16 protein-coding genes, 2 tRNA genes, 3 pseudogenes and 1 riboswitch are annotated in these 21848 nt (G+C 36.9%); of the genes and pseudogenes, 12 read left to right on the top strand and 9 right to left on the bottom strand.

Annotation, left to right across the window (positions count from 1 at the left end; translation table 11 throughout):
- The first annotated feature begins 194 nt into the window (after positions 1-194).
- Positions 195-599 (top strand): DUF1761 domain-containing protein, encoded by a 405-nt coding sequence (locus NEOC65_RS08295; protein WP_166154529.1) that lies wholly within the window; start codon positions 195-197, stop codon positions 597-599.
- Positions 600-630: 31 nt separating this feature from the next.
- Positions 631-858 (top strand): hypothetical protein, encoded by a 228-nt coding sequence (locus tag NEOC65_RS08290; RefSeq protein ID WP_166154527.1) that lies wholly within the window; start codon positions 631-633, stop codon positions 856-858.
- 254 nt (positions 859-1112) lie between these two features.
- Here the strand turns inward: NEOC65_RS08290 and NEOC65_RS08285 are convergent, their stop codons facing one another.
- The 4 genes from NEOC65_RS08285 to NEOC65_RS08270 all read right to left on the bottom strand — a co-directional run bounded on the left by NEOC65_RS08285 (position 1113) and on the right by NEOC65_RS08270 (position 8257).
- Positions 1113-2954 carry a hypothetical protein gene (locus NEOC65_RS08285; protein ID WP_213156238.1) on the bottom strand — a complete coding sequence of 614 codons (1842 nt, stop codon included), beginning with the start codon at positions 2952-2954 and terminating at the stop codon, positions 1113-1115.
- Between the two features lie 241 nt (positions 2955-3195).
- Positions 3196-4455 (bottom strand): glutamate-5-semialdehyde dehydrogenase, encoded by a 1260-nt coding sequence (locus NEOC65_RS08280; protein WP_213156237.1) that lies wholly within the window; start codon positions 4453-4455, stop codon positions 3196-3198.
- A 498-nt stretch (positions 4456-4953) separates the two neighbouring features.
- A complete protein-coding gene (locus NEOC65_RS08275) occupies positions 4954-7272 on the bottom strand; it encodes a ribonucleoside-diphosphate reductase subunit alpha (RefSeq protein ID WP_213156236.1) in 2319 nt (772 codons plus the stop codon).
- Positions 7273-7282: 10 nt separating this feature from the next.
- On the bottom strand, positions 7283-8257 hold the full coding sequence (locus tag NEOC65_RS08270) for a ribonucleoside-diphosphate reductase small subunit (RefSeq protein WP_166154519.1): 975 nt from the start codon (positions 8255-8257) through the stop codon (positions 7283-7285).
- 182 nt (positions 8258-8439) lie between these two features.
- Positions 8440-8627: riboswitch (cobalamin riboswitch) on the bottom strand.
- 342 nt (positions 8628-8969) lie between these two features.
- Between NEOC65_RS08270 and NEOC65_RS08265 the strand changes: the two genes are divergently transcribed.
- The 3 genes from NEOC65_RS08265 to NEOC65_RS08255 all read left to right on the top strand — a co-directional run bounded on the left by NEOC65_RS08265 (position 8970) and on the right by NEOC65_RS08255 (position 11281).
- Positions 8970-9956, top strand: coding sequence for a hypothetical protein (locus tag NEOC65_RS08265; RefSeq protein ID WP_213156235.1), 987 nt, complete (start codon positions 8970-8972; stop codon positions 9954-9956).
- Between the two features lie 70 nt (positions 9957-10026).
- The gene (locus NEOC65_RS08260) at positions 10027-10458 is read left to right on the top strand and encodes a hypothetical protein (RefSeq protein WP_166154515.1); all 432 of its coding nucleotides are present in this window, start codon (positions 10027-10029) and stop codon (positions 10456-10458) included.
- Positions 10459-10765: 307 nt separating this feature from the next.
- Positions 10766-11281 (top strand): GyrI-like domain-containing protein, encoded by a 516-nt coding sequence (locus NEOC65_RS08255; protein WP_213156234.1) that lies wholly within the window; start codon positions 10766-10768, stop codon positions 11279-11281.
- 526 nt (positions 11282-11807) lie between these two features.
- On the opposite strand, the gene NEOC65_RS08250 is transcribed toward NEOC65_RS08255, so the two are convergent.
- Positions 11808-11896 (bottom strand) — tRNA-Ser (locus NEOC65_RS08250).
- Between the two features lie 345 nt (positions 11897-12241).
- Between NEOC65_RS08250 and NEOC65_RS08245 the strand changes: the two genes are divergently transcribed.
- From NEOC65_RS08245 to NEOC65_RS08235, 3 genes are all read left to right on the top strand, one after another.
- Positions 12242-13018, top strand: coding sequence for a metal ABC transporter solute-binding protein, Zn/Mn family (locus NEOC65_RS08245; protein ID WP_166154511.1), 777 nt, complete (start codon positions 12242-12244; stop codon positions 13016-13018).
- A 495-nt stretch (positions 13019-13513) separates the two neighbouring features.
- A complete protein-coding gene (locus NEOC65_RS08240; RefSeq protein WP_213156233.1) occupies positions 13514-14242 on the top strand; it encodes a metal ABC transporter ATP-binding protein in 729 nt (242 codons plus the stop codon).
- Positions 14239-15114 carry a metal ABC transporter permease gene (locus NEOC65_RS08235; RefSeq protein WP_166154507.1) on the top strand — a complete coding sequence of 292 codons (876 nt, stop codon included), beginning with the start codon at positions 14239-14241 and terminating at the stop codon, positions 15112-15114. Before NEOC65_RS08240 ends, NEOC65_RS08235 begins: the two co-directional genes overlap by 4 nt.
- Before the next feature lie 56 nt (positions 15115-15170).
- Here NEOC65_RS08235 and NEOC65_RS08230 read toward each other — a convergent pair.
- Positions 15171-15258, bottom strand: a tRNA-Ser gene (locus tag NEOC65_RS08230).
- 393 nt (positions 15259-15651) lie between these two features.
- On the opposite strand from NEOC65_RS08230, the pseudogene NEOC65_RS08225 reads away from it, so the two are divergent.
- Both NEOC65_RS08225 and NEOC65_RS08220 read left to right on the top strand, forming a co-directional pair.
- A pseudogene (locus NEOC65_RS08225) lies at positions 15652-15945 on the top strand (DUF6444 domain-containing protein); the annotation flags it as partial.
- A 33-nt stretch (positions 15946-15978) separates the two neighbouring features.
- Positions 15979-17001: an IS66 family transposase gene (locus NEOC65_RS08220; RefSeq protein WP_213156232.1), complete on the top strand. Its 1023-nt coding sequence runs from the start codon at positions 15979-15981 to the stop codon at positions 16999-17001.
- Positions 17002-17327: 326 nt separating this feature from the next.
- Here the strand turns inward: NEOC65_RS08220 and NEOC65_RS08215 are convergent, their stop codons facing one another.
- The 3 genes and pseudogenes from NEOC65_RS08215 to NEOC65_RS08205 all read right to left on the bottom strand — a co-directional run bounded on the left by NEOC65_RS08215 (position 17328) and on the right by NEOC65_RS08205 (position 18724).
- The gene (locus tag NEOC65_RS08215) at positions 17328-17474 is read right to left on the bottom strand and encodes a hypothetical protein (RefSeq protein WP_166154499.1); all 147 of its coding nucleotides are present in this window, start codon (positions 17472-17474) and stop codon (positions 17328-17330) included.
- 22 nt (positions 17475-17496) lie between these two features.
- Positions 17497-17691: a hypothetical protein gene (locus NEOC65_RS08210; protein WP_213156231.1), complete on the bottom strand. Its 195-nt coding sequence runs from the start codon at positions 17689-17691 to the stop codon at positions 17497-17499.
- 207 nt (positions 17692-17898) lie between these two features.
- Positions 17899-18724: pseudogene (locus NEOC65_RS08205) on the bottom strand (IS5 family transposase).
- Positions 18725-19391: 667 nt separating this feature from the next.
- Between NEOC65_RS08205 and NEOC65_RS08200 the strand changes: the two are divergent.
- Positions 19392-20294: a hypothetical protein gene (locus NEOC65_RS08200; protein WP_213156230.1), complete on the top strand. Its 903-nt coding sequence runs from the start codon at positions 19392-19394 to the stop codon at positions 20292-20294.
- A gap of 212 nt (positions 20295-20506) precedes the next feature.
- A pseudogene (locus tag NEOC65_RS08195) lies at positions 20507-21435 on the top strand (IS982 family transposase).
- The last annotated feature ends 413 nt before the right edge of the window (positions 21436-21848 follow it).

The raw sequence follows: 21848 nt of genomic DNA, 5'->3' as shown, positions 1-21848 counted from the left end.
AATAGGGTTGTAGCAGGATTAGGCAACGAGGATAATCAAATGCCTTTGTAGCAGCAGGAATTACCATCTCTCTTTCCCCTAGCTCTTTTATCTTTCTATGTTTAAGCTTTTAAAAAAGATTTGAAAAATAAAATATCATTATACAATATTGAAGCAATGATTACTTAAATTTTATTCCAAAGGAGCACAATTTTATGGAACCTACTAACGTAAATATTTGGGTCGTGCTGGTATGTACGATGATTAACAACTTTTTAGCCTCTGTTTGGTATTCGCGTAAAGTTTTAGGAGATGCTTGGGCCAAAGAACATGGTTTTGATGCAGAGCTTTTAAAACCAGCTCCTTGGCATTTTATAGGCGCTTTTCTGGTAGCTTTTACCTTATGCTTTGTCTTGAATATGTTCTTCCATAATTTTGCTATCAAAGGCATGGGAAATGGCATGGCTGTAGGCTTTCTCATCTGGCTAGGATTTATTGCCACGACGCATTTCTCTGGCGTCATATGGGCTAAGAAACCTTTTAAGGCTTATTTGATAGATTCCGGATATTTACTCTTGAATTTGATTTTGATTGGTGCAATCATGGGTACCTGGCAGTAATTTAGCAAATTAAAAATGCATGAGGTTGATTGTGGAAAATAAAACACTTACTTTAATCCTAGGAATAATAGCTATTTGTGGGCCTATAGATGCACACAGTGAAGAAGCAGTTTGTCGTAAATGTGAAAAAGTTCGGGAGTATAATGCAGCTCATCCTGAAAACAATTACTATTGGTATGACGATTACTTAAAAGAGAAAAAAGAAGAGAATCAGGGAGCTAAACCTCAAAAGGAATCTATCCCGAACTCTAAAGTATAGCGGACTTGGCCATAGCAATAGCTAGCTTAATTATAAGAGCGAGAAGTTTAAAAAAACTCTCTTCTATGAGATAAAAAAGCTTTTTAAAGTTAATCTAAAAAGCTTTTTTATCTATATTAATGTAAAAGATTATCGTTGATAAAAACGCTTTTTCACTTTTAAATTTATATGCAGTTTTAAGAACTTTTTCTTAAACACGCATGGCCCATAGAAAAAAAGGCCCCCTTTCAGAGGAGGGCACTTTGGCAAAAAAATTACCTTTCAGGTACAGCAGCCTCGGGTTCTAAATTAGGCAAAGACGGCTGATTTTCATGATTGAATAAAGCATTTTCTTCTTCTTTACTTTCTAAGGAAGAGGATGGCTGCTGGGGAATAATTGAAGGGGCGTTCTCTTCCGTAATAGGCGGTATAATAATAGAAGAAGGAAGTTCTTCCTCCGCAGCAGGAGCTTCAGGTTTCTGTAAGCTTTTCTTAAGTTTTTCCCATGCCTCTTTCACTTGCTCTAACGAACTACTTCCAATTTTAACATGGTCTTTTTCCATAAAATTAACAGTCACTGATAAAGTTGCACTTTCCTGTGAAGCTTCATTTGCTAGGCTCCGAAAAAAATCTATAATTTTTGCTTCCTTATCCTCATCAATGATGCTTAAGGATAAAGGTTGCTTGTTAAATTCAGCGATTTTTTCCAAGACAGGATGAATGCGATTAAAATAAGCGACCAGGTCGTGAATCATTTGTTTGTAATTTTTCCATTCAAACTCATACTTACCTTGAGGGTGGCTTTCAATAAACTCTGCTTGACCATGAGATTTAATTCCATAGGGCTGGGTATCTAAATCAAAGTTATGGATAATTATTTGATGAAGAAAAGGTTTCTTTACAACATCTCTAATCTTCACATCCACATCAAAGATAAAACTCTTTTTACCCAGTTTGGCATAATCAGGTATAATATCTTCTAACCTATCCTTACAGCATTTTAATAGCTCATCTAATAGTTGGCTCTCTCGCTTTGAAGCAGAGGAGGCCGTCTCAGAGGCCTTTAACTTAAGTCCTTCCATAAATTGCCGGTGTATAGCTTCTATGCCTTGGGGGGTTAAGATAGAGTCTGTACGAAATTCAAGATGAAGATTTCTATGATCATGCTCTTCCTGAGTATGAGCGATCTTGGAAGTGACCAAAAGCTGGCCATATGGATTTTTTATATTCAACTTATTAAGGGTGATGTCAAAATTCTCAGCACTTAAAAAATTCCATAAAGCCAGATGAAGAGGTAGGCTAGCCTCAAACTCTAAATTAAACGTATTTTTTCCAGAGCTTAGAAAGGAAGGAATATCTAACCCATCTGTATTAAGCACCATAAATTTCTTGAAATGTTCTAGCAAAGCTTTACCTTGATTTGCCGCCTCGGCATCTTCTATGTCCAAGCTAAATAAAAATTTATTTTCTTTATTTTTATTTGGATGCTGCTTCCAGCGAAGCCCCCCTTTGGAAAAGCTTAGCCATTGTGTTTGAACATCCCCCTTTTTTTCATATAAAACAAAATCGTGATCTTCATAGCTTACCCTTTTCGATTCTCTTAAAATCTCGTAAATAGAAAAATTTTCTGCATTAAAGCCTTTGGGTAGCTCTGCAAAGGGATGGATAAAAGCATGAGAATAGTGGGGATGAACTGTCTCTAACTTTATTTCTCTATTGCCCTTACATATGTATTCTTTGGCACTTGTCTGACTAGAAGTTGGAGCTATATATTTCAGATCGCCTTCCTGTTTTAGCCAGTAAGATTTTCCTAATATATCCGTTCCTATTTTCAAAGTTCCGTCGATACCCAAAGTTGGGGATGACAGGGATTTTTTTCCTTCTTGAAGTAAAATATAGCGAGGTTTATTTAATTTGACCTCGTAGCTGAAAGGAAATCCTTGCACGGACACATCCCCGGTTTCTAAACGATAGAAGCCCGATGATTGTTTTTCATAGTTTTTAAGATGAGCCAGAACAAATTCTTTTGCTTGCTGGGCACGGTAGAACCAATGGCCTACATAGAGAAGAGCAAAAATGGCAACTATAGAAACTGTAAGACGATTGATAATTTTCATGGTTTCCTCAAAATGTTTATTAGGCTTTTGTCACCAAATCTCTTAATGCTTAGCCTAGTTTAGAGCTTGTATTTTTCTTTCCCTATTAGGAAAAGAGAAATTATTTATTTACAGGCCATGCCTGGGGGTAATTCTACTTGTATATTAACGCTTTTCCTATAATAAACAAATATTTTAGTAAGAAAAATTATAGAAAATTATTGAAAAAGCTTATTTGCTGGTTAGAAGAGAGCATTTATTCTTATTGACAAACATGATAATTACCTTGGACAAGCCTTTTATAGCTCATCAATTCTTTTAAGGTAATAGGACCTGGGAGGCGGAGCTTATGCAGATTATTTAAGGTTTCTGGCTCTTCACCCATTAGGGTTTCATCTAAAAAACGAAGAGAGGAATTAATCATAATAACTTCAGAACTTACTAAAGAGGAAAATTGCATGGCATGTACGGGGTGATCAGAAAGAATACCATCACAGCTTCCTGATCCATGCAAATGGATATGTTCGATAGCCTCTTCCATGCCTTTAACCAACTTAATATTTAAAGCATTGGAATGCCAGGCTGTATCCCAATCTTGTGATACTGCTAACTGAGCATTTTCAGGATTTAAAGAACAAGAGACCCACAGATTCCAACATCTACCATCTAAACGCAGAGAAATGTTTTTATCAAGTAAGGTTTTAAAAAGAGCAGGAAGAAAAGAATCTGCTAAAGCTTCATGGACAAGCAAAGTGCTGAGGGAATAGGTAGCCTCTACCTCTTGCATTTTAGCATTAGTGATAACGTCAAGTGCTTTCTCACTATTGAGAAATAGATCAATATAAAGATGGCCCACATTTTTATTCTCATAAACAAGAGGAATAAGGCTATTTTTTTGGCAAAAAGATGTAAGGGAGGCACTCCCTGCTAAAAGAACGAGATCTACACTTTTTTTACATTGAATAAAATCTTTTAATTGCTCTTCATCATGAGATGGAAGGAGTTGGACGCTCTCGATAGGTAAATCAGCAGCCTCCAACCCCATTTGAATGATCTTAACTAGAAAACAGCAAGTATTATTGATCTCTTTTCCCGCCCAAATGATTAAAGAATTTCCTGATTTGATAGTTAGAGCTGCCACCCTCATAATCGCAGCAGGGTTAATATCTAACACATATCCTAAAACACCTATAGGAACACGATATTTTGCTAATTTCAAACCATTGGAAAGTGTTTGATCATCAAAAATTTCTCCATTCAGATCAGGCATTCTTCTAATATCAGATATACATTCTATCATCTGATCTAAGCAGCCAAGTTCACTAAATTTCTTTTTATCCTCACCTGACTGAGAAAGATCCTGTAGATTAGCCTGCTTTATTTCTTCTAGGTAAGCAGATAAAGCTTTGGATATTTCACTTAAAGCCAGGTTTTTTTGGCTTTCGGAGGCATTAGAAAGTATTAAAGCGGTGTTTTTGGCTTTATTTGTTTTTTTATCTAAATCCGCCATCATCCTATCCATAAGTTCTCTTCTCCTTAAGCATAAATTTGCATGCTATTAAGTGAAAAGGTGACCTGTCAAGTAAAAAAGCCTTTAAGGAGCAACACTTTTTCCGCTTGGGAAATAAGCGAGCAAAAGAGATGAGCAGTCAGCTCTATATGGCCCTGCGTTTGTTTAACTTACAAGCTCATTGCATAGTTAAAATATCTGGCATAATTTTTAAACTTTTTGCCTTTTTTTAAAAGGATACCTAGTTTCATGCAAAAGCTTGTAACTTAAAATTTTGATAGTCGTCAGAATTTTTTCTTAATTTTTATAAGTTTTTCCTTGGAAATAGCTTAAAAGCTAGCTATTTCCAAGAGAAAAAGATCCGCAAGATCAAAGCTAAAATTCTTAGAGGATTGTCAGGAAACTCCGCTTTTTTAAATTTCACAAAAAAGAAATGCCAATACAAGATTCTTTAGCCCTTCTTTTCAACATCAAGCGAGCCTTATTTAAGCATCTTAATCCTTATTTAACTTAAGCACTGCAAGATAGGCATTCTTCTTTGTTATTTGCACTACAAGCCGCAAAAGGCTTGGCTTCTAAAGTAAATTTAATTGCATCCACAGCCGCTTGAGTTCTTAAATAGTACATGCCTGTCTTTAAGCCACATTTCCATCCATAAAAATGCATAGAGGTCAGTTTGGCAAAGGTAGGATTCTGTACAAATAAGTTTAGCGACTGAGATTGGCAAATAAAGGGTCCACGCTCTGCCGCCATTTCTACTAATGTTTTTTGCTTGATCTCCCAAGCTGTCTTATAAAGCTCCTTAATATTTTCAGGAATTTCTTTAATACCTTGTACAGAACCATTAGCAGCGATCAGCTGATTTTTAAGCTCTTCACTCCATAAACCTAGATGGATCAAATCTTTTAATAGATGTTTGTTCACCACGATAAATTCTCCCGATAGCACACGGCGTGTATACAAATTGGAAGTATAGGGTTCAAAGCATTCATTATTCCCAAGGATCTGCGAAGTAGAAGCTGTGGGCATAGGGGCTACTAAAAGTGAATTTCTTACTCCATATAATGCCACTTCAGCTTTAAGAGAGGGCCAATCCCAACGTTTTCCTGGAACCACATTCCACATATCATATTGAAAGATTCCTTTAGACATAGGAGAGCCTTCATAAGTTGAATAAGCCCCATGAATTTTAGCCAGGTCTTTTGAGGCTGTTAAGGCAGCAAAATAGATGGTCTCAAAAATCTCGCGATTTAATTGCTTAGCCTCCTGAGACTCAAAAGGTATTTTTAATATTAAAAACACATCTGCCAAGCCCTGTACCCCAATACCAATGGGGCGGTGACGGAGGTTAGAATACTCAGCTTCCGCTACAGGATAATAGTTGACATCAATAATTTTGTTTAGATTCCGCGTGACCACTTGGGTAACTTCAAATAGCTTAGGGTAATCAAACTGTCCGTCTTTGATGAAACGTGGCAAAGCTAAAGAAGCCAGATTACACACGGCTACCTCGTCTGGAGCTGTGTACTCTACAATTTCGGTACATAGGTTACTCGATTGAATAGTCCCTAGATGTTGCTGATTCGATTTTCTATTACAAGCATCCTTATAAACCATGTAAGGACTGCCTGTCTCAATTTGTGCCTCCAGAATTTTAAACCAGAGCTCTTGAGCTTTAATTACTCTACGGGCACGCCCTTCTTTTTCATACTTTTTATAAAGTTTTTCAAACTCCTCTCCCCAGCAGGCATCTAAACCTGCTGCTTCATTAGGACAAAACAAAGACCAAGCTTGGTTAGCCTCCACGCGCTGCATAAAAAGGTCGGGAATCCAAAGCGCTGTAAAGAGATCCCGCGCCCGCATTTCTTCCTTCCCTTGATTTTTCCTTAAATCTAAGAATTCAAAAATATCAGCGTGCCAAGGTTCTAGATAAACGGCAAAAGAGCCTTTACGCTTTCCTCCTCCTTGATCTACATAGCGAGCAGCATCATTAAACACTTTAAGCATCGGAATGACACCATTGGAGATACCCCCTGTTCCACGGATGTAAGAGCCTGTCGCGCGTATACCATGGATGCTTAAGCCTATGCCTCCTGCAGCTCGAGAGATTTTAGCACACTGTTTAAGGGTATCGAAAATCCCGTCAATACTATCTTCTTTCATTTGTAGTAGAAAACAAGAAGAGAGCTGGGGAGCTGGTGTACCAGCATTGAAAAGGGTTGGGGTTGCCTGAGTGAACCATCGATCGCTCATCAGATGATAGGTTTCCATAGCAGCCTCAATATCTCCTTTATGAATGCCTATTGCTACCCGCATTAACATATGCTGAGGTCTTTCCACTACTTTACCTTGCATTTTTAGTAAATAAGCTTTTTCTAAAGTTTTAAATCCAAAGTAATCGTACAAAAAATCTCGATCATAGATGAGAGTAGAGTCTAAGAGCTCTGCATGCTGTTGGATAATCTCATAGACATCTTCGGCAATGAGAGGGGCATGTTTACCACTTTTGGGATCTACATACAAATAGAGGGCTTTAATAGTCTCAGAAAACGATTTGCTGGTATTTTTATGCAAATTAGAAATCGAGATTCTAGCCGCTAAAATCGCATAATCAGGGTGGTTAGCCGTTAACGTTGCCGCCACTTCAGCAGCTAGATTATCTAGTTCACTGGTAGTTACACCATCAAAAACACCTTCGATGACACGTCTAGCTACCAGCACAGGATTAATATGCTTAGCATCTAGGGCATAGCATAACTTTTGAAGCCGAGCTGTAATTTTGTCAAACTTCATAGCCTCTTTTCTTCCATCGCGCTTAATTACAAACATACCACCCCCTTTAAAATTCTTCATTTAGAGTAAACTCATGATTTCTTTGAGTCGACATCACACCTGGTTTCTGATATTCAGAAACCCTTTTTTCAAAGAAATTAGTTTTACCCTGCAGAGATATAAGTTCCATGAAATCAAAAGGATTATTCACGTGATATAATTTAGAATACCCCAGCGCATTTAATAATCGATCGGCTACAAATTCGATATATTGGCACATCAAATCTCCGTTCATGCCAATCAGTTTGACAGGTAACGCCTCCATGACAAATTCCTTTTCAATCTTAACTGCATCTCCAATAATCTCTTTAACAAGTTCTTCGGATAGTTTATGAGCAAGTTGCGAATAGATTAAACAAGCAAAATCGCAATGCAAGCCTTCGTCTCTAGAAATTAATTCGTTGGCAAAACTTAAGCCTGGCATGAGACCCCGTTTTTTAAGCCAAAAAATTGAGCAAAAGCTTCCTGAAAAGAAGATACCTTCGACGGCAGCAAAAGCTACTAAACGTTCAGCAAATCCCCCTTTAGAAATCCACCTTAAGGCCCATTCTCCTTTTTTAGCTACGCAAGGAAGGGTATCTAAGGCATGAAAAAGCATGCTTTTCTCTTGCGAATCCTTAATATAGGTTTCAATTAATAAAGAATAAGTTTCAGAATGGATATTTTCGATCATGATTTGAAATCCATAAAAACATCTTGCTTCAGGATATTGAACTTCATTAAGAAAATTCACGGCCAGGTTTTCATTTACAATTCCATCACTAGCAGCAAAAAAAGCTAGTATATGCTTGATAAAGTGCCTTTCATTTTCATTAAGTTTTTTCTCCCAGTGCTGTACATCTGTAGACAGATCGATCTCTTCAGCAGTCCAAAAGCTAGCTTCAGCTTTTTTATACATCTGCCAAATATCTTGGTGATTGATAGGAAATAAAACAAAGCGTTCTTTGTTTTCTAATAAAATTGGTTCATGCAAGGCCTGCATAGGAAACTCCCAAAAAAATAAGCTTAAGGTCTACCATCCTATCTAGAATGATAAGCCCATGATTTAATAATTAAAGAAAGGGAGAAAATAGACCGAGCAGATTGGCCAAAAAGAGAAAGAATATTACTCTTTATTTTCCCCATCCTGTCTTTAACGAGACAGTTCACCTTTTATAAAAAAGATGCGATGAGCAAAGATAAGCAGGTCTTCTGACTCTGAGATCATCCTACTTGCCAGCCTTCCCACTAATAAAAGCAGTGGCATTTTAGCTTTCGTCACTCATTACAGCGGCGTTACCGCACAGGATTTACACCTGTTTCCCTATTCTCTTCTAGCCTTAACTAAAAGCACTTATCTTAAATCCAATGTATTTCTCATTGTGCCAGTAAATATATACGTTGCCAAGATTTTGTCAATAGGAATAAAGAATCTGCACAGTTTTCTTAAATTTTTTATGCCATTAAAAGCTCTCTTAGAAGGATATAAACTGGCAATCCCTATTTTAGTTAGATAGCCAAGCTTATATTGCTGGAGAGAAAAAAGAAAAATGTGTATCTATTTGCAAGCAGTTAATCTTAATGCTTTTTAAGAGAGTGCACCAGGAAAGTCCGCTTCCCACTAAATTTCTTGAAGAATAAGAAAGCAAGCCGATAGCTTTAATATTTATTAAAGAGCTCTTTAACAATCATTCATTTTATTTTAAGGATTAGCAATGAGTTCCCTTACGATTTCTTCAGAGAGATCTCCTTCCAGTGTCTCTTCCCTTAGTCAAGAAAAAGCTGCACGCTTTCCCAGGGAGAGTTTACAGAGATTTTCCCCAGAGGTTATCCTTGGCCTTATGCAAAGACGGGGAGATTTGGACAATCCTCTCTCTTCTTATAAAATTAAAGGGACACCATCCCGTGGAGAATGGCATGACTTTAAGTCTCCTAGAAAAAACCTTTCTTCTTCTAGCTTATCCTTTAAAGCCTCTGTACTTTCTTCTGAGCACGCCAAAAGTGAGAAAATTAATTTTTTTTCTAAGGAAGCAATTAAAGAAATGGGTTTCGAGGCAGTTATATTGACAATTGCTCATCTCTTAAAAACGCTAAATTCTTCGGGCTTTCAAGAAATTAAAATAGGAGGCCTCACAGCTACAGCTTTGCTACCTATCCTGATGATTAATTTTAATAGATTAGCCCCTCAATTTCCTGCAGAGAAAGTTCAATTATATGGCCTGGGGTATGCAGCTGAGCAAAAAGAATTTCTAAATTTAAGTATTGAGGCTCTTTTAAAATCCAAAGGGAAAAAAAACATTACCATTAGTGGCTTTAGTGAGTCTAATCTTTTTCAAAACATAAACTTGCAAAAAAAGTATGAACGTCATGTGGGCACATTTGACATTATTTATACTAATCTCTCTTTAGATAAGCTGCCAGAGCTTAAGGCTCTTTTAAAAGTAGGAGGAGCCCTAATTTTTAAAGAAACTCTGAGCATTCCCCAAAGAGCAAAATCGCATGAAAATTTGCTCTCGGAAGAAGAAAATAATTATTATAAAAAGTTTCAAGAAGTTTTCGCCAGCATTCATGCTCCGGTTGAGCATCATCTTCCCCTCTATGCAATCTGTAAAAAAATCCTCCAAAGTGGTTTTCATTTCCACAAAAGAAATATTAGCTCCTCTTATCAACCTACTTATGTTTTTCTTTTAATAAATAAATAGCTTGATTAAGGCAAGCGTTTAGTGTACTTATTCAATAGCATGAAAAACTAAAAATAAGCTGAGGATAGAAATGAAATCGCCCACCTTTCGTCATCAATTATATAACAACGCGGTAGCTATCATTAGCTTAATAGTGGCCGTCATTGCTTTAGCTGTAAACACCTGGCGATTAGAGCAAACAGAAAAAAATAGAAACACCCGCCAAGCAGGCTTTGAAATGCTCAAAAACTTAGGAGGACTGCAAGCTGTTGTTAACACCACTTTATATAAAGAAACGCATTCAAAAATAGAGGCTATTGAAGGATGGAATTATATTGCCATGATGAGTGACATTGTTATCCTTCTCCCCTCCCCTGTCCCAGAAAATCTTAAACAGCTAGCTAAAATATGGAGTGTGCATTGGAAAAACTTAGCTACAAACCATAATAGTGTCTCACAGATTAACCATCAAATAGATACAACAAGAGAAGCTGTTATGCATGCTTTAAACCAATTGCATTAAAATTAAGGTCAATTTCCAAAGAAAAATAAAGGATCCCTAGGATAAAAGCTTAGCTATAAGGGATTAAGCTAAAAGATTCACAAGCTTTGAAAAAATAGAAAAGAGTAGGGAAGCTTTTTTTCTATTCTTCGTGAGAGAGTTTCTATATAATATTTTCTACATTTAAATCTCCTAGCTAAAGTGTGAAGAGAAAAATAATAAATTGACCCCTTTAGCTTAGCTAGGAAAAGAGGCATTTCAATATTTACTGCCTCAAAAATCTAGAGGGCTTAACTAAAACTTTGGTGATCTTAAAGGAATTTAGCTCATGCTCAAAACGATAATACAATTACCAGAAATTAAACTGGTGGGCATTACAAGCCGCACTAACAATTCATTGGAGAAGGACCCATCCTCTGCTAAAATTAGCTCAACAATCCAAACCTACTTCCAAGGTGCATGCTCAGAAAAAATTCTTTATCGCGCAAAACCAGGTATAACCTATTGCGTTTATACCGATTATGAATCTGATCTTAAAGGAGACTATACTTATTTTATTGGTGAAGAAGTCAGCAAATTCGCTGAAATGGCTGAAGGATTTTCCGCCCTTGTTATACCTGCTCGAAATTACGTAAAATTTACAAGCAATCCAGGTACCCTACCTTCCCTATGCATTAATATGTGGCAAGAAATTTGGTCGATGTCCGCTCAGGATTTGGGTGGGGAAAGAGAATATTTGGCTGATTTTGAAATTTACGATGATCGTGCAAGCAATCATCAGAATGCAATACTCGATATTTACATTGGCATTAAAAGCGAAAATCAAAGGCCTTCTTGCACCTAAAGGAGTAAGGTTTAAAAAGTGGCGATTTTTCTCCCAGGTTTTCCTATTATAAACCATAGCCCCTTACCCCAGGTAAGGAGCTAGAAAGATCCTGCGAATACCCATAGAAGCTGCTTTATTGGGTTTGTCTATCAGAATTAGCAAATCCTCCCCTATTTAAACTTAAAGCAAGATTGTATTTCTCTTGAGGCAAGGTCCAAGTGCATTGGGCAGGCCTTATGATTATTAGGATAGCTCTTATATGATGAAAAAAGGTTTGTCTAGAATAGCGTTTTGCATTCTTAAAAACGTATGAAATTTTAAGTTGGATAAGCTCAAAAAATTAATGCATTTTACCACGCCTTCGTTGAAGGTGAAAGAAGGACAAAGTGTGAAAAAAGCTTAAGCCAAATATAAAGAGAAAGCAAAGCAGATGGAGGAGTCTAAAATTCATGTCTTCTTCTGAAAAGCCCGCCAAATGCAACGCTTTAAAGCTTTATCTGCCTTTTGCTGAAGTAAAAAAGAAAAATTTACTCAGTAAATAGGACGGAGAGGGTGGGATTCGAACCCACGGTACGTTTAAAAGCGTACACACGCTTTCCAAGCGTGCTCCTTAAGCCACTCGGACACCTCTCCAAGATTAAGGAATCTGCAGTAGATTAATCCATCTTTAAAATAAGTTGCAAGAATAAAAAACTTTAATCGTTTGATCTTTCGTTTTTTTTCATTAGCAAATTGCATTCATTGCTACATGAGAAAACGTTTATAAACTTTTTTTTAAAATCTTTATTTATATTTTAATTACTTGCTTTAATTCTTAATTCTCAGCATAGTAGAGGTAAATTATTTATCTTATAACTATTATTTATGATGATAAGCTTTAAAAAACATTTAATATTTTTCACTATTTTCCTCTCTTTTTTTTCGCTATCCCATCCGATGTTTTCTAGTGAAAATTCAGCGCGCTCTCATTATGTGCTAGTGAGTGTAGCTCCTCACAAATTTTTTGTAGAAAAGCTTGCTGGGCCTACTCTTCAAGTAGGAGTTATGGTGCCTGCGGGCGCTAGCGCTCATACTTATGAGCCGACGCCTAAACAGATGCTAGAGGCTACTAAAGCTGATCTTTGGTTTTACGTAGGAGAAGGATTTGAGCCAAAAGTTAAGTCAGCCTTAAAAAGCTATAATCCACGCATGCAATTGATCGATTTAAGGCAAAATCTTGATCTTATTTCTTATGAGAGCAAACATCCTCACCGTTGCTGTCACTCTCAAGAAAATAGCTATGATCTTCATTATTGGCTAAGCCCCATTCAAGCTAAAATTCAAGCTAGCACTATTGCAAAAGCCTTAATCAAAACCTATCCAGAGAATGCCTCGCTATATCAAGACAATTTAGCTCACTTTCATCAAGAGCTCGATCACCTCCATCAGGAGATTCATACTCTTTTAAGTAAGCCTCATAATCCTGTGCTAATGGTCTCTCACCCAGCTTATGCTTATTTTTGTCGCGAATATAATTGCCGACAGCTCTCCATTGAGTTTGAAGGGAAAGATCCTACCCCTCAACAGCTTACTCGATTGATTAAAGAGGCTCAAAGCCATCATATAAAAACTATTTTCGTGCAAGTTCAATACAGTAGTAAAGGGGCCAAATTGATCGCTGCCCAATTAGGTGCTCGCCTAGTTAATCTAAATCCTTATGCTGAAAATTACTTTGAGAGCATGCGAGATATTGCTAAAGCTTTTGGGGCCTCTTAAAAGAAATTTGCCCCATTTTTTCTTATGCTTAAGAGAAGCTTTGGCAAATATTCTTTATCTTAAAGCTTACCTCATGTCTTTCTTGAATGTATGAGTAGCTTAAGCTTTTACCATGTTTTCTTTATTCCCTATCGAATAACCTACAAGAAGAAAGTAGATCAACTTTTCCCGCCCTACAATTGACCACCTAACTGAAATTTTGCCTGCTCACCCAAAGCTGGGTGTATGCACCTAATTTGCTGAGGAATTTTTGTTCCTTATCCTGTACCTTTTTCCTTCTTAAAATTTGTTGTGAGCAGAGGCACCTCTAAAAAAACCCTTTTAACAATCAATCAAAAAACCTAGCACTTAAAATTGATAGAAATCGTCTAATCTTCTTATCAGGAAGGCTCAAGAATATTAGCTAATTTTCAGGGCTTCAGAGATAGATGGACAAATTAATTCTAAAGACTTTAATATAAAAAACCATTAAATTTAGTCTAAAGGCTTTTCTTGATGCCTCCTGTTATCCATATAGATCATCTCAATTTCGCCTACGCCGAAACGCCCGTGCTTACTGACATCCATTTAACTATTGAGTCGAATGATTTCATTGGTATTATAGGACCTAACGGCGGGGGTAAAACCACTCTTCTTAAGCTGTTGATGGGATTTTTAAAACCCTCTTCTGGTAAAATAGAAATTTTAGGATCACCGCCTCAATCCTCTCGCCATCAAATTGCCTATGTCCCTCAAACACATCGTTATGATCGCGAGTTTCCCATTTCTGTTTTAGAAGTGGTTTTAGCTGGGCGCCTCTCTAGGCTCCCCTGGTATGGAAAGTTCTCTTCAGCTGATAAAGAAGCTGCTAAAGAAGCTTTAAATCGCGTAAAGTTGCCCAACTTTCATAACAAACCTTTTGGTACATTATCTGGTGGGCAAGCTCAGCGAGTATTGATTGCTAGAGCTTTGATCTCAGATCCGCAGCTCCTGCTGTTAGACGAACCGACAGCTCATGTGGATTCACAAGCAGAAGCTGATATTTATGATATTTTAGACAGCCTTCGCCAAAAAATGACTATTCTTATGGTAACCCATGATTTAAACACTGCGATCGAACAAGTAAAACAGGTTCTTCTCGTCCAAAACACAGCTTTATTGTTAAAGCCAGAAGAAGTTTGTGAACATTTTGCTATGGGTCTTTACCATTCACCTTTGATTCAGTTAAAGCGAGAAATTCAATGACCTCTTTTTTTGACGCCTTACATACCAATCCGCTTTTACTAGCAGCTATATTAGCTGGGATAGCAGCTTCATTTGTGAGCGGAATTATAGGCTCTTACGTGGTAGTAAAAAGAATTATTTTTATTTGTGGCAGCATCTCGCATGCAGTTCTTAGTGGGATAGGTATTTGCTTATGGTTAGAAAGGGCTAAAGGCGTGGTAGGGGCCTCGCCTTTGCTAGGTGCTCTTATTGCAGCCATAGCTTCTTCTTTGCTCATCGGATGGATTCATCTTCATTATCGCCAACGTGAGGACACTGTCATTGCTGCCATTTGGTCGATAGGGATGGCGGTAGGGATTCTATTTATTTCCCAAACCCCTGGTTTTAATGTTGAGCTCACCAATTTTCTCATTGGAAATATCTTATGGGTCACCCCTACTGATCTAAAAATCTTGCTTATTTTAGATATCGTCATTTTTTTAACAGTGCTTTGCCTACATAAACGCTTTTTAGCCATTTGTTTTGATGAAGAACAAGCTCAGCTCCAAGGTATCTCTGTTAATTCACTTTATCTTTTATTACTTGTGTTAACGGCTGTTTCCATTGTCCTTTTGATTCAAGTGGTGGGTATTATTTTAGTGATGACCATGCTTACAATCCCCGCTGCGATTGCCAATCTATTCACAACTAGGCTTTCTCGAATGATGGCCATTGCGATTTGTATCAGCATAGGATTTTGCTTTTTCGGAATGCAAGCAGCTTTTTATATGGATTGGCCCGGCGGAGCGACGATTGCGCTAGTGGCAGGCTTAACTTACGTGCTCACCTTACTAGGAAAATATGGGATGAAAAGAGCTCGGAAGACTAGCTTAACTATCTCTTCCGATAAATAAAATAAGAGTAAGATCTATCACAAGCCTCGTTAGCTTGCATAGCCTTAAGTTAACTACGGAAAGAGAGGGATTCGAACCCTCGATACCCTTGAGAGGTATGCGTCCTTAGCAGGGACGTGCTTTCGGCCACTCAGCCATCTTTCCATAAATACGCTGATTAAACAGATATCCTAGCGTGCAGACTGTTTTTACGCAACCCTTTATATAGAAAAAGAGAAGTTTTTAAGAAGAAAACTGATTTAAGACCCTCCAATATTCCTAAATTTTGTGATTTCTCTGTATATTTCAAATATTATGAAATAAAAAGTAAAGAAAACCTTAAAGCTTTTAAGAATAATCCGATAGCACGTAAGCGGTCACGGGGGCTATCAATTACTTTGTGATAAATAAAATAATTTCTAGAGTTTATATTTACTTAATCATATATTGAGTAGTATGCAACCCTCATACGAGCAACTATTTAAAGAGAATGCAGAGCTAAGGGCTGAGATTATCCAGCTAAGAGCTGAAAATGCCTAGCTTCGAGCTGAAAATGCGCAGTTAAAAGCGTTGGTAAATAAATTAGAAAAGGTAATTACCAAGCTTGAAGCGCGCATGGCTCAGTTGGAAGAGCAGCTCAATCAAAATTCTAAGAATAGCTCCAAGCCACCATCGACAGATCAAAAAGCTAATCGTTCATCATTACCTAAAGCAGGAAATCGACCTTATCATCCTGGTGCTAGCCGTCAACTGCTACCTGCTAGTGTAGTTACCTCGCATGAAGTTCGTAGTGTAAAAAGTTGCCTACACTGCCACTCTGCTATGCATGCCACTGATAAGCTTTTTTCATGACAGCAGATCGAGCTTCCTGAAATTAAACCTTTGGTGCATCAAATCGATTTAGTGACGAGCAGATGCCCTTGCTGCCATCTAGAAACACGGCCTGAACTTAAAGAAAATGAGCAATTCTTGCTCGGTCCTAGGCTGGAAGGCTTTATTAATCTGCTGATGGGGCAATATCGGCAAGGGCACAGAGCTGTGCGTACCATGATTAGTGCTTTATTGCCTAGCGTGGTTTTAAGCCAAGGTTTTATTTCTAAAGTTAAAGCTCGCACCGCTGCTTTGCTTTTTTCGTCTTATGAAACACTCGTTAAAGCAGCTATTACTACAAAGCAGCCCTTGCATCTAGATGCGACAAGCTGGCGTCATGCCGCTACTAACGAGCATTTGCTAGTACTACGTGTAGGAAATGTGATTGCTTATGCATTAAGACCCTATCAAAATGGCGCTACTCTAAAGGCACTAGCCGGCCAGGAGATTCATTGCTTAGTCAGCGATCGAGGTTTAGCTATCCATCAAATTAAGGTAAAGATCAAACAGTATTGTCTAGCTCATCTGCTCCGTAACATACAAGGACAAGCAGAACAGCCCAATATATCTTTAGAGGATACACAGCGCTTAGGACACCTATATGATACCTTGCAAGAGCTTTTTAAAGATAAGCATCGCCTAGAAAAAGGACAAATCAGCCAATCTACTTGGCAGCAGTATGGATATCTTAACTGGCGTTATATACAAGAAGAATTGCAAGAACTGCAGTGCTGGAGTAGCACCAAGAAGTTGCGGAAGTTTTGCCACAAGCTTTTAAAGCAGATCGAACATTTCCGTGCTTACTTGAAAGATCCTGCTATTCCTATGACCAATAATGCTGCCGAAGAATCTTTAAGAAATCTAGTCATTGTACGTAAGTTATGTCTAGGTAGCCAATCTATCTATGGCAAAAGGTGGAGGGAAGTGGTGCATAGCTGTATAGAAACTCTTTATCGACAAGGAAAATCTATTCTAGATTTTCTAGCAGATGCTATCTATGCAGCTCGTACCAAGCAACCTATCCCTTCTGTTATCTAAGAAACCTTTTATATCCCGTGACCGCTTACTGTAGCACTCTTTTTTCTGGATAATCTGCAACTTTTTATGGTGATTAGCCATTCTATGAAGAGGTAATAAAAAGGTATGCAATTTAAGGTAAAGGCTATAATTTTTTTACTACTTTAAGAAAATCCCGCTTTTTTTGCGTTTTGCCTTAAATTCTATAATTACGACATCTTTTGCGCCTCTATAACTTTTTACTCTGACGAACTAGACAATGAAGATACAAACTTTTTTCAGCTCCGGCCTAAAAAATAATTATTATAGCCAAGATATCTTTTCTATGAGATTCTTCAGCGGATTTCCTAGTATCCAAGGTATAACCATTTATGTGAATGCTCTATTTCTGAAGGAAGAGAGGTGAGCTGGTTATCGTTTAAAGAAAGATAGTGCGAATGAAATAAACGCCCTCTCTCTGCCGGAAGAGTGGTAAAATGGTTATCAGCTAGCATAAATATCTCAGCCTCCTTTTCCTCATGAGAAAAAACCATCAATGGCTAGTCTTTCCCAATTAATCATTCCCGCCATATCCGCGCATCCTTTTAATGCCGATAGCAAGCTATCTAAAGTTCCATCTTTTTGCCATTTACTTAGCCACCGATGAGTAGTAGATCTTGATCCCCAATTCGGTCCTTTAGGGAGATCACACCCACATGAGCCGGTAATCAAAATCCAAAATAAGCTATTACAAATCTTTCTCTAGGGAGTATGAGGTTTTTCCTTTAAATTTTTTTTTGACAGCTCCGCGGCAATAGTGATTTTAAGATTCTCCATTGAGTATCTGTAAGTCTTTCAAATTTTCCTGATATACGTCTTCTCCTTCTTAAAAAAATATGCCTCACCAGTTTAAATTCCTCAAGAGACCTCTTTCGAAACTCACTCATTTAATTCCCAGTTATAGATTGCTGCAATTAAGTTGAAGCGAAGCGCAAATCTTTTACGTCTATTTCTATATCGATCGGCTATGATTTTAAATCGTTTGAGAAGGCCAATTACATTATCCTTAGCAACTCTTTCTCTTGATAAGCTTTAATTTGCTTTTTTGTCCTCGTTAGTTAGAGGATATTTCTTACTCTTTTTCTTAGGCATCTGTGTTTGAATATGCAGCTTTTTTAATCCTTGATAACCTGAATCAATTAACACTTTTATTTGTGGATGGATTTTGACTTGGGATTCTTTAAATAACCTAAAATCATGCTTTTTACCATTACCATAGGAAGTGCAAATCACTTTCTTGCTTTTTTTATCGACTACAAGCTGCGTCTTTAGGGTGTGTTTTTTCTTTTTCCCTGCATAATGGCGCTTTTGTTTTTTTAGGGCGCTCAATAGGCGTTTCTGTAGCATCAATTAAGATAACCTCATATTCCGCATCGCTTTTCAATAGTTCTTTACGTCCCGGTAAAGCAAAATCTGGATGCTTGATTAAGGTATCTTCAATCCACTTCACCGCTTTATAAGCTGAGCTTTCACTAACTCCATAGCTTTGGCTAATATGAAAATAGGTCCTATATTCGCGCATATATTCCAATGCCATCAACAACATGTTTCCTAGACTTAGTTTATATTTACGCCCACCTTTAATCTTCGTGGCCTTATCGGCTTGCTGTAAAATTTGCACCATCTTATCAAAGGTGGTACACTTGACCCCTGTCAAACGTCGAAATCGCTCATCATCTAATTTCTCTATCTTATCAAACTTCATGGGCCTCCTTTAAATATTGAGTCACCATTTTACTAAAATTTGCATTTTATTACAGTTTCGAAAGAATTCTAATTTAATCAGCGGAATAGTTTTATAGGCCGAATAAAGCATTTTTCTTTTTTGCTATAACATTTAATAAAATTTATAAATTATTTATATTCCAACAATAATTTAAATAATAAATTTTTCAAGACATTTACTAAATTATAATATAATTAACTAGAATAAACATTATAATATTTAAATTAAATTATCATTATTATAAAATTAATTTATAATTCGATTAAATTTTGTAATTAAGGATAAAATAATGCAAAATAACCCTTTTACAGATGGAAAGGAAATCTTAATAAGTAGATTGTATCACTTTAAATTTGCGAGAGATAATATAGATGAAGAGCTTAATCCCCTAAAGCAACCGCATTTCACACCAGAGGTGAAAAAGATTAGCCTCGCCAGAGTAATCATGATTGGTGAAACCCATGAAAGTAAGGCGAACGAAATTAGCGAGCTTGTAAGGAGCATCGTAGAGTATCATTTTAACCATGGAGGCACAACTCTCTTCCTATTGAGTGAAAGTGAAGCCAGGTGCTCGGATTGGAGTTTAGCTAAGCTAGGAGAGCAAGTAAAGATTGCTTGTTGGGACCAAGACCCCTCGACAAAAGCCTTGGATATCTTTTTTGGAAAAGCAGTTTGGCCTGCAAATCTTTACATTAGTGACACACTTATAAATTATCTAAAAAATCCTTGCCTAGAAAATTTGCTAGAATTCCATAAAAATTTAGCTGCTGTGCAAGCTTTAATTGAGAAGACCTTTGAGAAACCTATAATTCAAAAGTTTTTTTCTAAAGAATTTATTAACACATCTTTAAATAAATTATCTTATAATTTAAAAGGATACGAATTTATAACAAATATAAAAAAAGCTTACGCTTCACATGAGATACAGTTGGTTTTGGCCTGCAAAAATTTCATAAACGAATTGAACTTATTAGCGTTAGAAATGACTTTAAAAGTAAACAAACACAGAAATACTACAATGATAAAAATTATTAAGGAAGGGCTTAATACCTACGATAAAGTAATTGTGATTGCAGGAAGGCTTCACTTTAGTACTCGGGAATCCCCACATTTAGAACAAAATATTTATATTAAAGAAAGCATTCAAATTATACGGGAGGAGTTATCGCCAGCGAATCCTTTTGAAGAACGCTATCCCTATGTTATTATTGAAGCTTCTTTACCTGAAGATGACCTCCCTTTACCTATTCCTCTCTCTGACGCCTTTCCCTTACCCGCAGAAAAACACCACTCTAGACAAAGAAAGGAAAAAAAGAAATGTAAAGAGGAATCAGAACATGATAAAATAAAAACAAACGCAAATAAATTTAAAACAGTAGACACGCTTTCTCTTTCTGATCAATTTATTAATAAACAAAGCCAAATTTTAACACATGCGCAAGCAACAGGTAAACTACATAATACTGATATAGCCATGCTTGCAAATTTGATGATCGAAACTCTAGAACAATTAATGGATTTGAAAAAAACTCAAGTCGAAAATAAATAAAAAGCATAGAATTATTAGGGACTTTGCAGGCAGATTTTTCTCTCCTAGAGAGCACTTGACCTGACAAGCATGGGTTACCTGGTAGATGCTCTTTCTGTCAATTGTAACTTATCTAACGCGAGTTATCGGATAAGGAAATAGTTGAAAAAAAGACCTTCACATGGCTTAAAAGTATTTTTGTACTAAAAAAAACTTAAAGCTGGAAGGTCAAAATGATTGAAAAAGATATCCATTTATTAATGTCCATTCTTTGCGATGTAGATGATTTTTGTAAACAATTTAAGGTTGAATGGCATAAAATATTGGCTGAAAGCCACCCCAAGTTACTGACTGGAAAGAGCAACAAAAGAAATAGAGGGTCAAAACTATCATTAAGTGAAGCGATGACTATTGTCATCATGTTTCATAGAAGTAGCTTTAGAACATTTAAAGATTACTATATCCGGCAAGTTATTCCCTCCCTAAAGAAATACTTTCCTAATATCCTTTCCTATCATAAATTCATCACTTTAATGAAAACATGTTTGTTTCCTACTTTTGTTTATTCATAGGCTTGCTTAGGAGAATGTACAGGCATTTCGTTTGTCGATTCTACTCTATTGACAGTATGCCATACTCGTCGCATCCACTCCCATAGAGTTTTTAAAAAATAGCAAAAAGAGGAAAAACCTCTACAGGGTACTTTTATGGATTCAAACTCCATCTAGTGATTAACGATAAAGGGGAAATACTTGCTTATATGTTAACGCCAGGAAATGTGGATGATCGTATTCCTGTTCCTGATCTGTCTAAAAATATTTTTGGCAAAATGTTTGCTGATAAAGGATATATATCACACCAGTTATTTATCAAGCTCTATGACAAAGGCTTAGAAATTATTATTAGGTTTAGAAAAAACATGAAAAACAAGCTAATGTCACTGGTAGATAAGATTTTATTAAGGAAACGGGACATTATTGAAAGCCTTAACAATAAATTGAAAAATTCTTGTCAAATCGAACATCATCGCCATCGCAGCCCTTGGAATTTTTTTGTCAATTTAATCAGCGGAATAGTGGCCTATGCTTATGAACCCTGTAAGCCCTGCATTCAATTTACGTGTACGGAAAAACAAAAGTTAATGAGTTGGCTTACAGTTTAAGTCAGGGTTTGAAGCAGTCTTAGAGTATTTTCTTATCCGATAACTCGCGTTATCTAACATCTTTTCTGGCGCAAGATGTTTTGTATCTAAGAATGCTTGTAAAGGCATCTTGCCAAAACAATACTTTCCTGTATGTGTTCTCATTATTATAATCATTCATCCATTAATCCACTTCCTCTTGTAATTCTTCAACATTTTTAACACTTTCTTCCTAAAAGTTATGGCATAAAATTCATGCTGGATGTTCTGGTACAACCTTTCGCAGATTCTATTGGTTTAAAGGGTGTCAGGCTTTAGTATGTGAGTGGTCAATATGGTGAGTCGACCTGTGGAACTTCCCCACAAGCCTCTCTTAGAACGGTACAGGAACCTCTCAATTCATACCGCTCCCAATTAAGCAAACGCTCCTATCA

It is taken from the genome of Neochlamydia sp. AcF65, from assembly GCF_018342435.1.
Classification (GTDB): domain Bacteria; phylum Chlamydiota; class Chlamydiia; order Chlamydiales; family Parachlamydiaceae; genus Neochlamydia.
This window is presented reverse-complemented; position numbering and strand designations above follow the sequence as displayed.

Coding starts and splice junctions, on each gene's coding strand:
- NEOC65_RS08235 (WP_166154507.1), top strand. CDS start 14,239: ATGACCTCTTTTTTTGACGCCTTACATACCAATCCGCTTTTACTAGCA.
- NEOC65_RS08270 (WP_166154519.1), bottom strand. CDS start 8,257: ATGCAGGCCTTGCATGAACCAATTTTATTAGAAAACAAAGAACGCTTT.
- NEOC65_RS08265 (WP_213156235.1), top strand. CDS start 8,970: ATGAGTTCCCTTACGATTTCTTCAGAGAGATCTCCTTCCAGTGTCTCT.
- NEOC65_RS08275 (WP_213156236.1), bottom strand. CDS start 7,272: ATGTTTGTAATTAAGCGCGATGGAAGAAAAGAGGCTATGAAGTTTGAC.
- NEOC65_RS08215 (WP_166154499.1), bottom strand. CDS start 17,474: ATGCTAGCTGATAACCATTTTACCACTCTTCCGGCAGAGAGAGGGCGT.
- NEOC65_RS08255 (WP_213156234.1), top strand. CDS start 10,766: ATGCTCAAAACGATAATACAATTACCAGAAATTAAACTGGTGGGCATT.
- NEOC65_RS08280 (WP_213156237.1), bottom strand. CDS start 4,455: ATGGATAGGATGATGGCGGATTTAGATAAAAAAACAAATAAAGCCAAA.
- NEOC65_RS08295 (WP_166154529.1), top strand. CDS start 195: ATGGAACCTACTAACGTAAATATTTGGGTCGTGCTGGTATGTACGATG.
- NEOC65_RS08260 (WP_166154515.1), top strand. CDS start 10,027: ATGAAATCGCCCACCTTTCGTCATCAATTATATAACAACGCGGTAGCT.
- NEOC65_RS08285 (WP_213156238.1), bottom strand. CDS start 2,954: ATGAAAATTATCAATCGTCTTACAGTTTCTATAGTTGCCATTTTTGCT.
- NEOC65_RS08240 (WP_213156233.1), top strand. CDS start 13,514: ATGCCTCCTGTTATCCATATAGATCATCTCAATTTCGCCTACGCCGAA.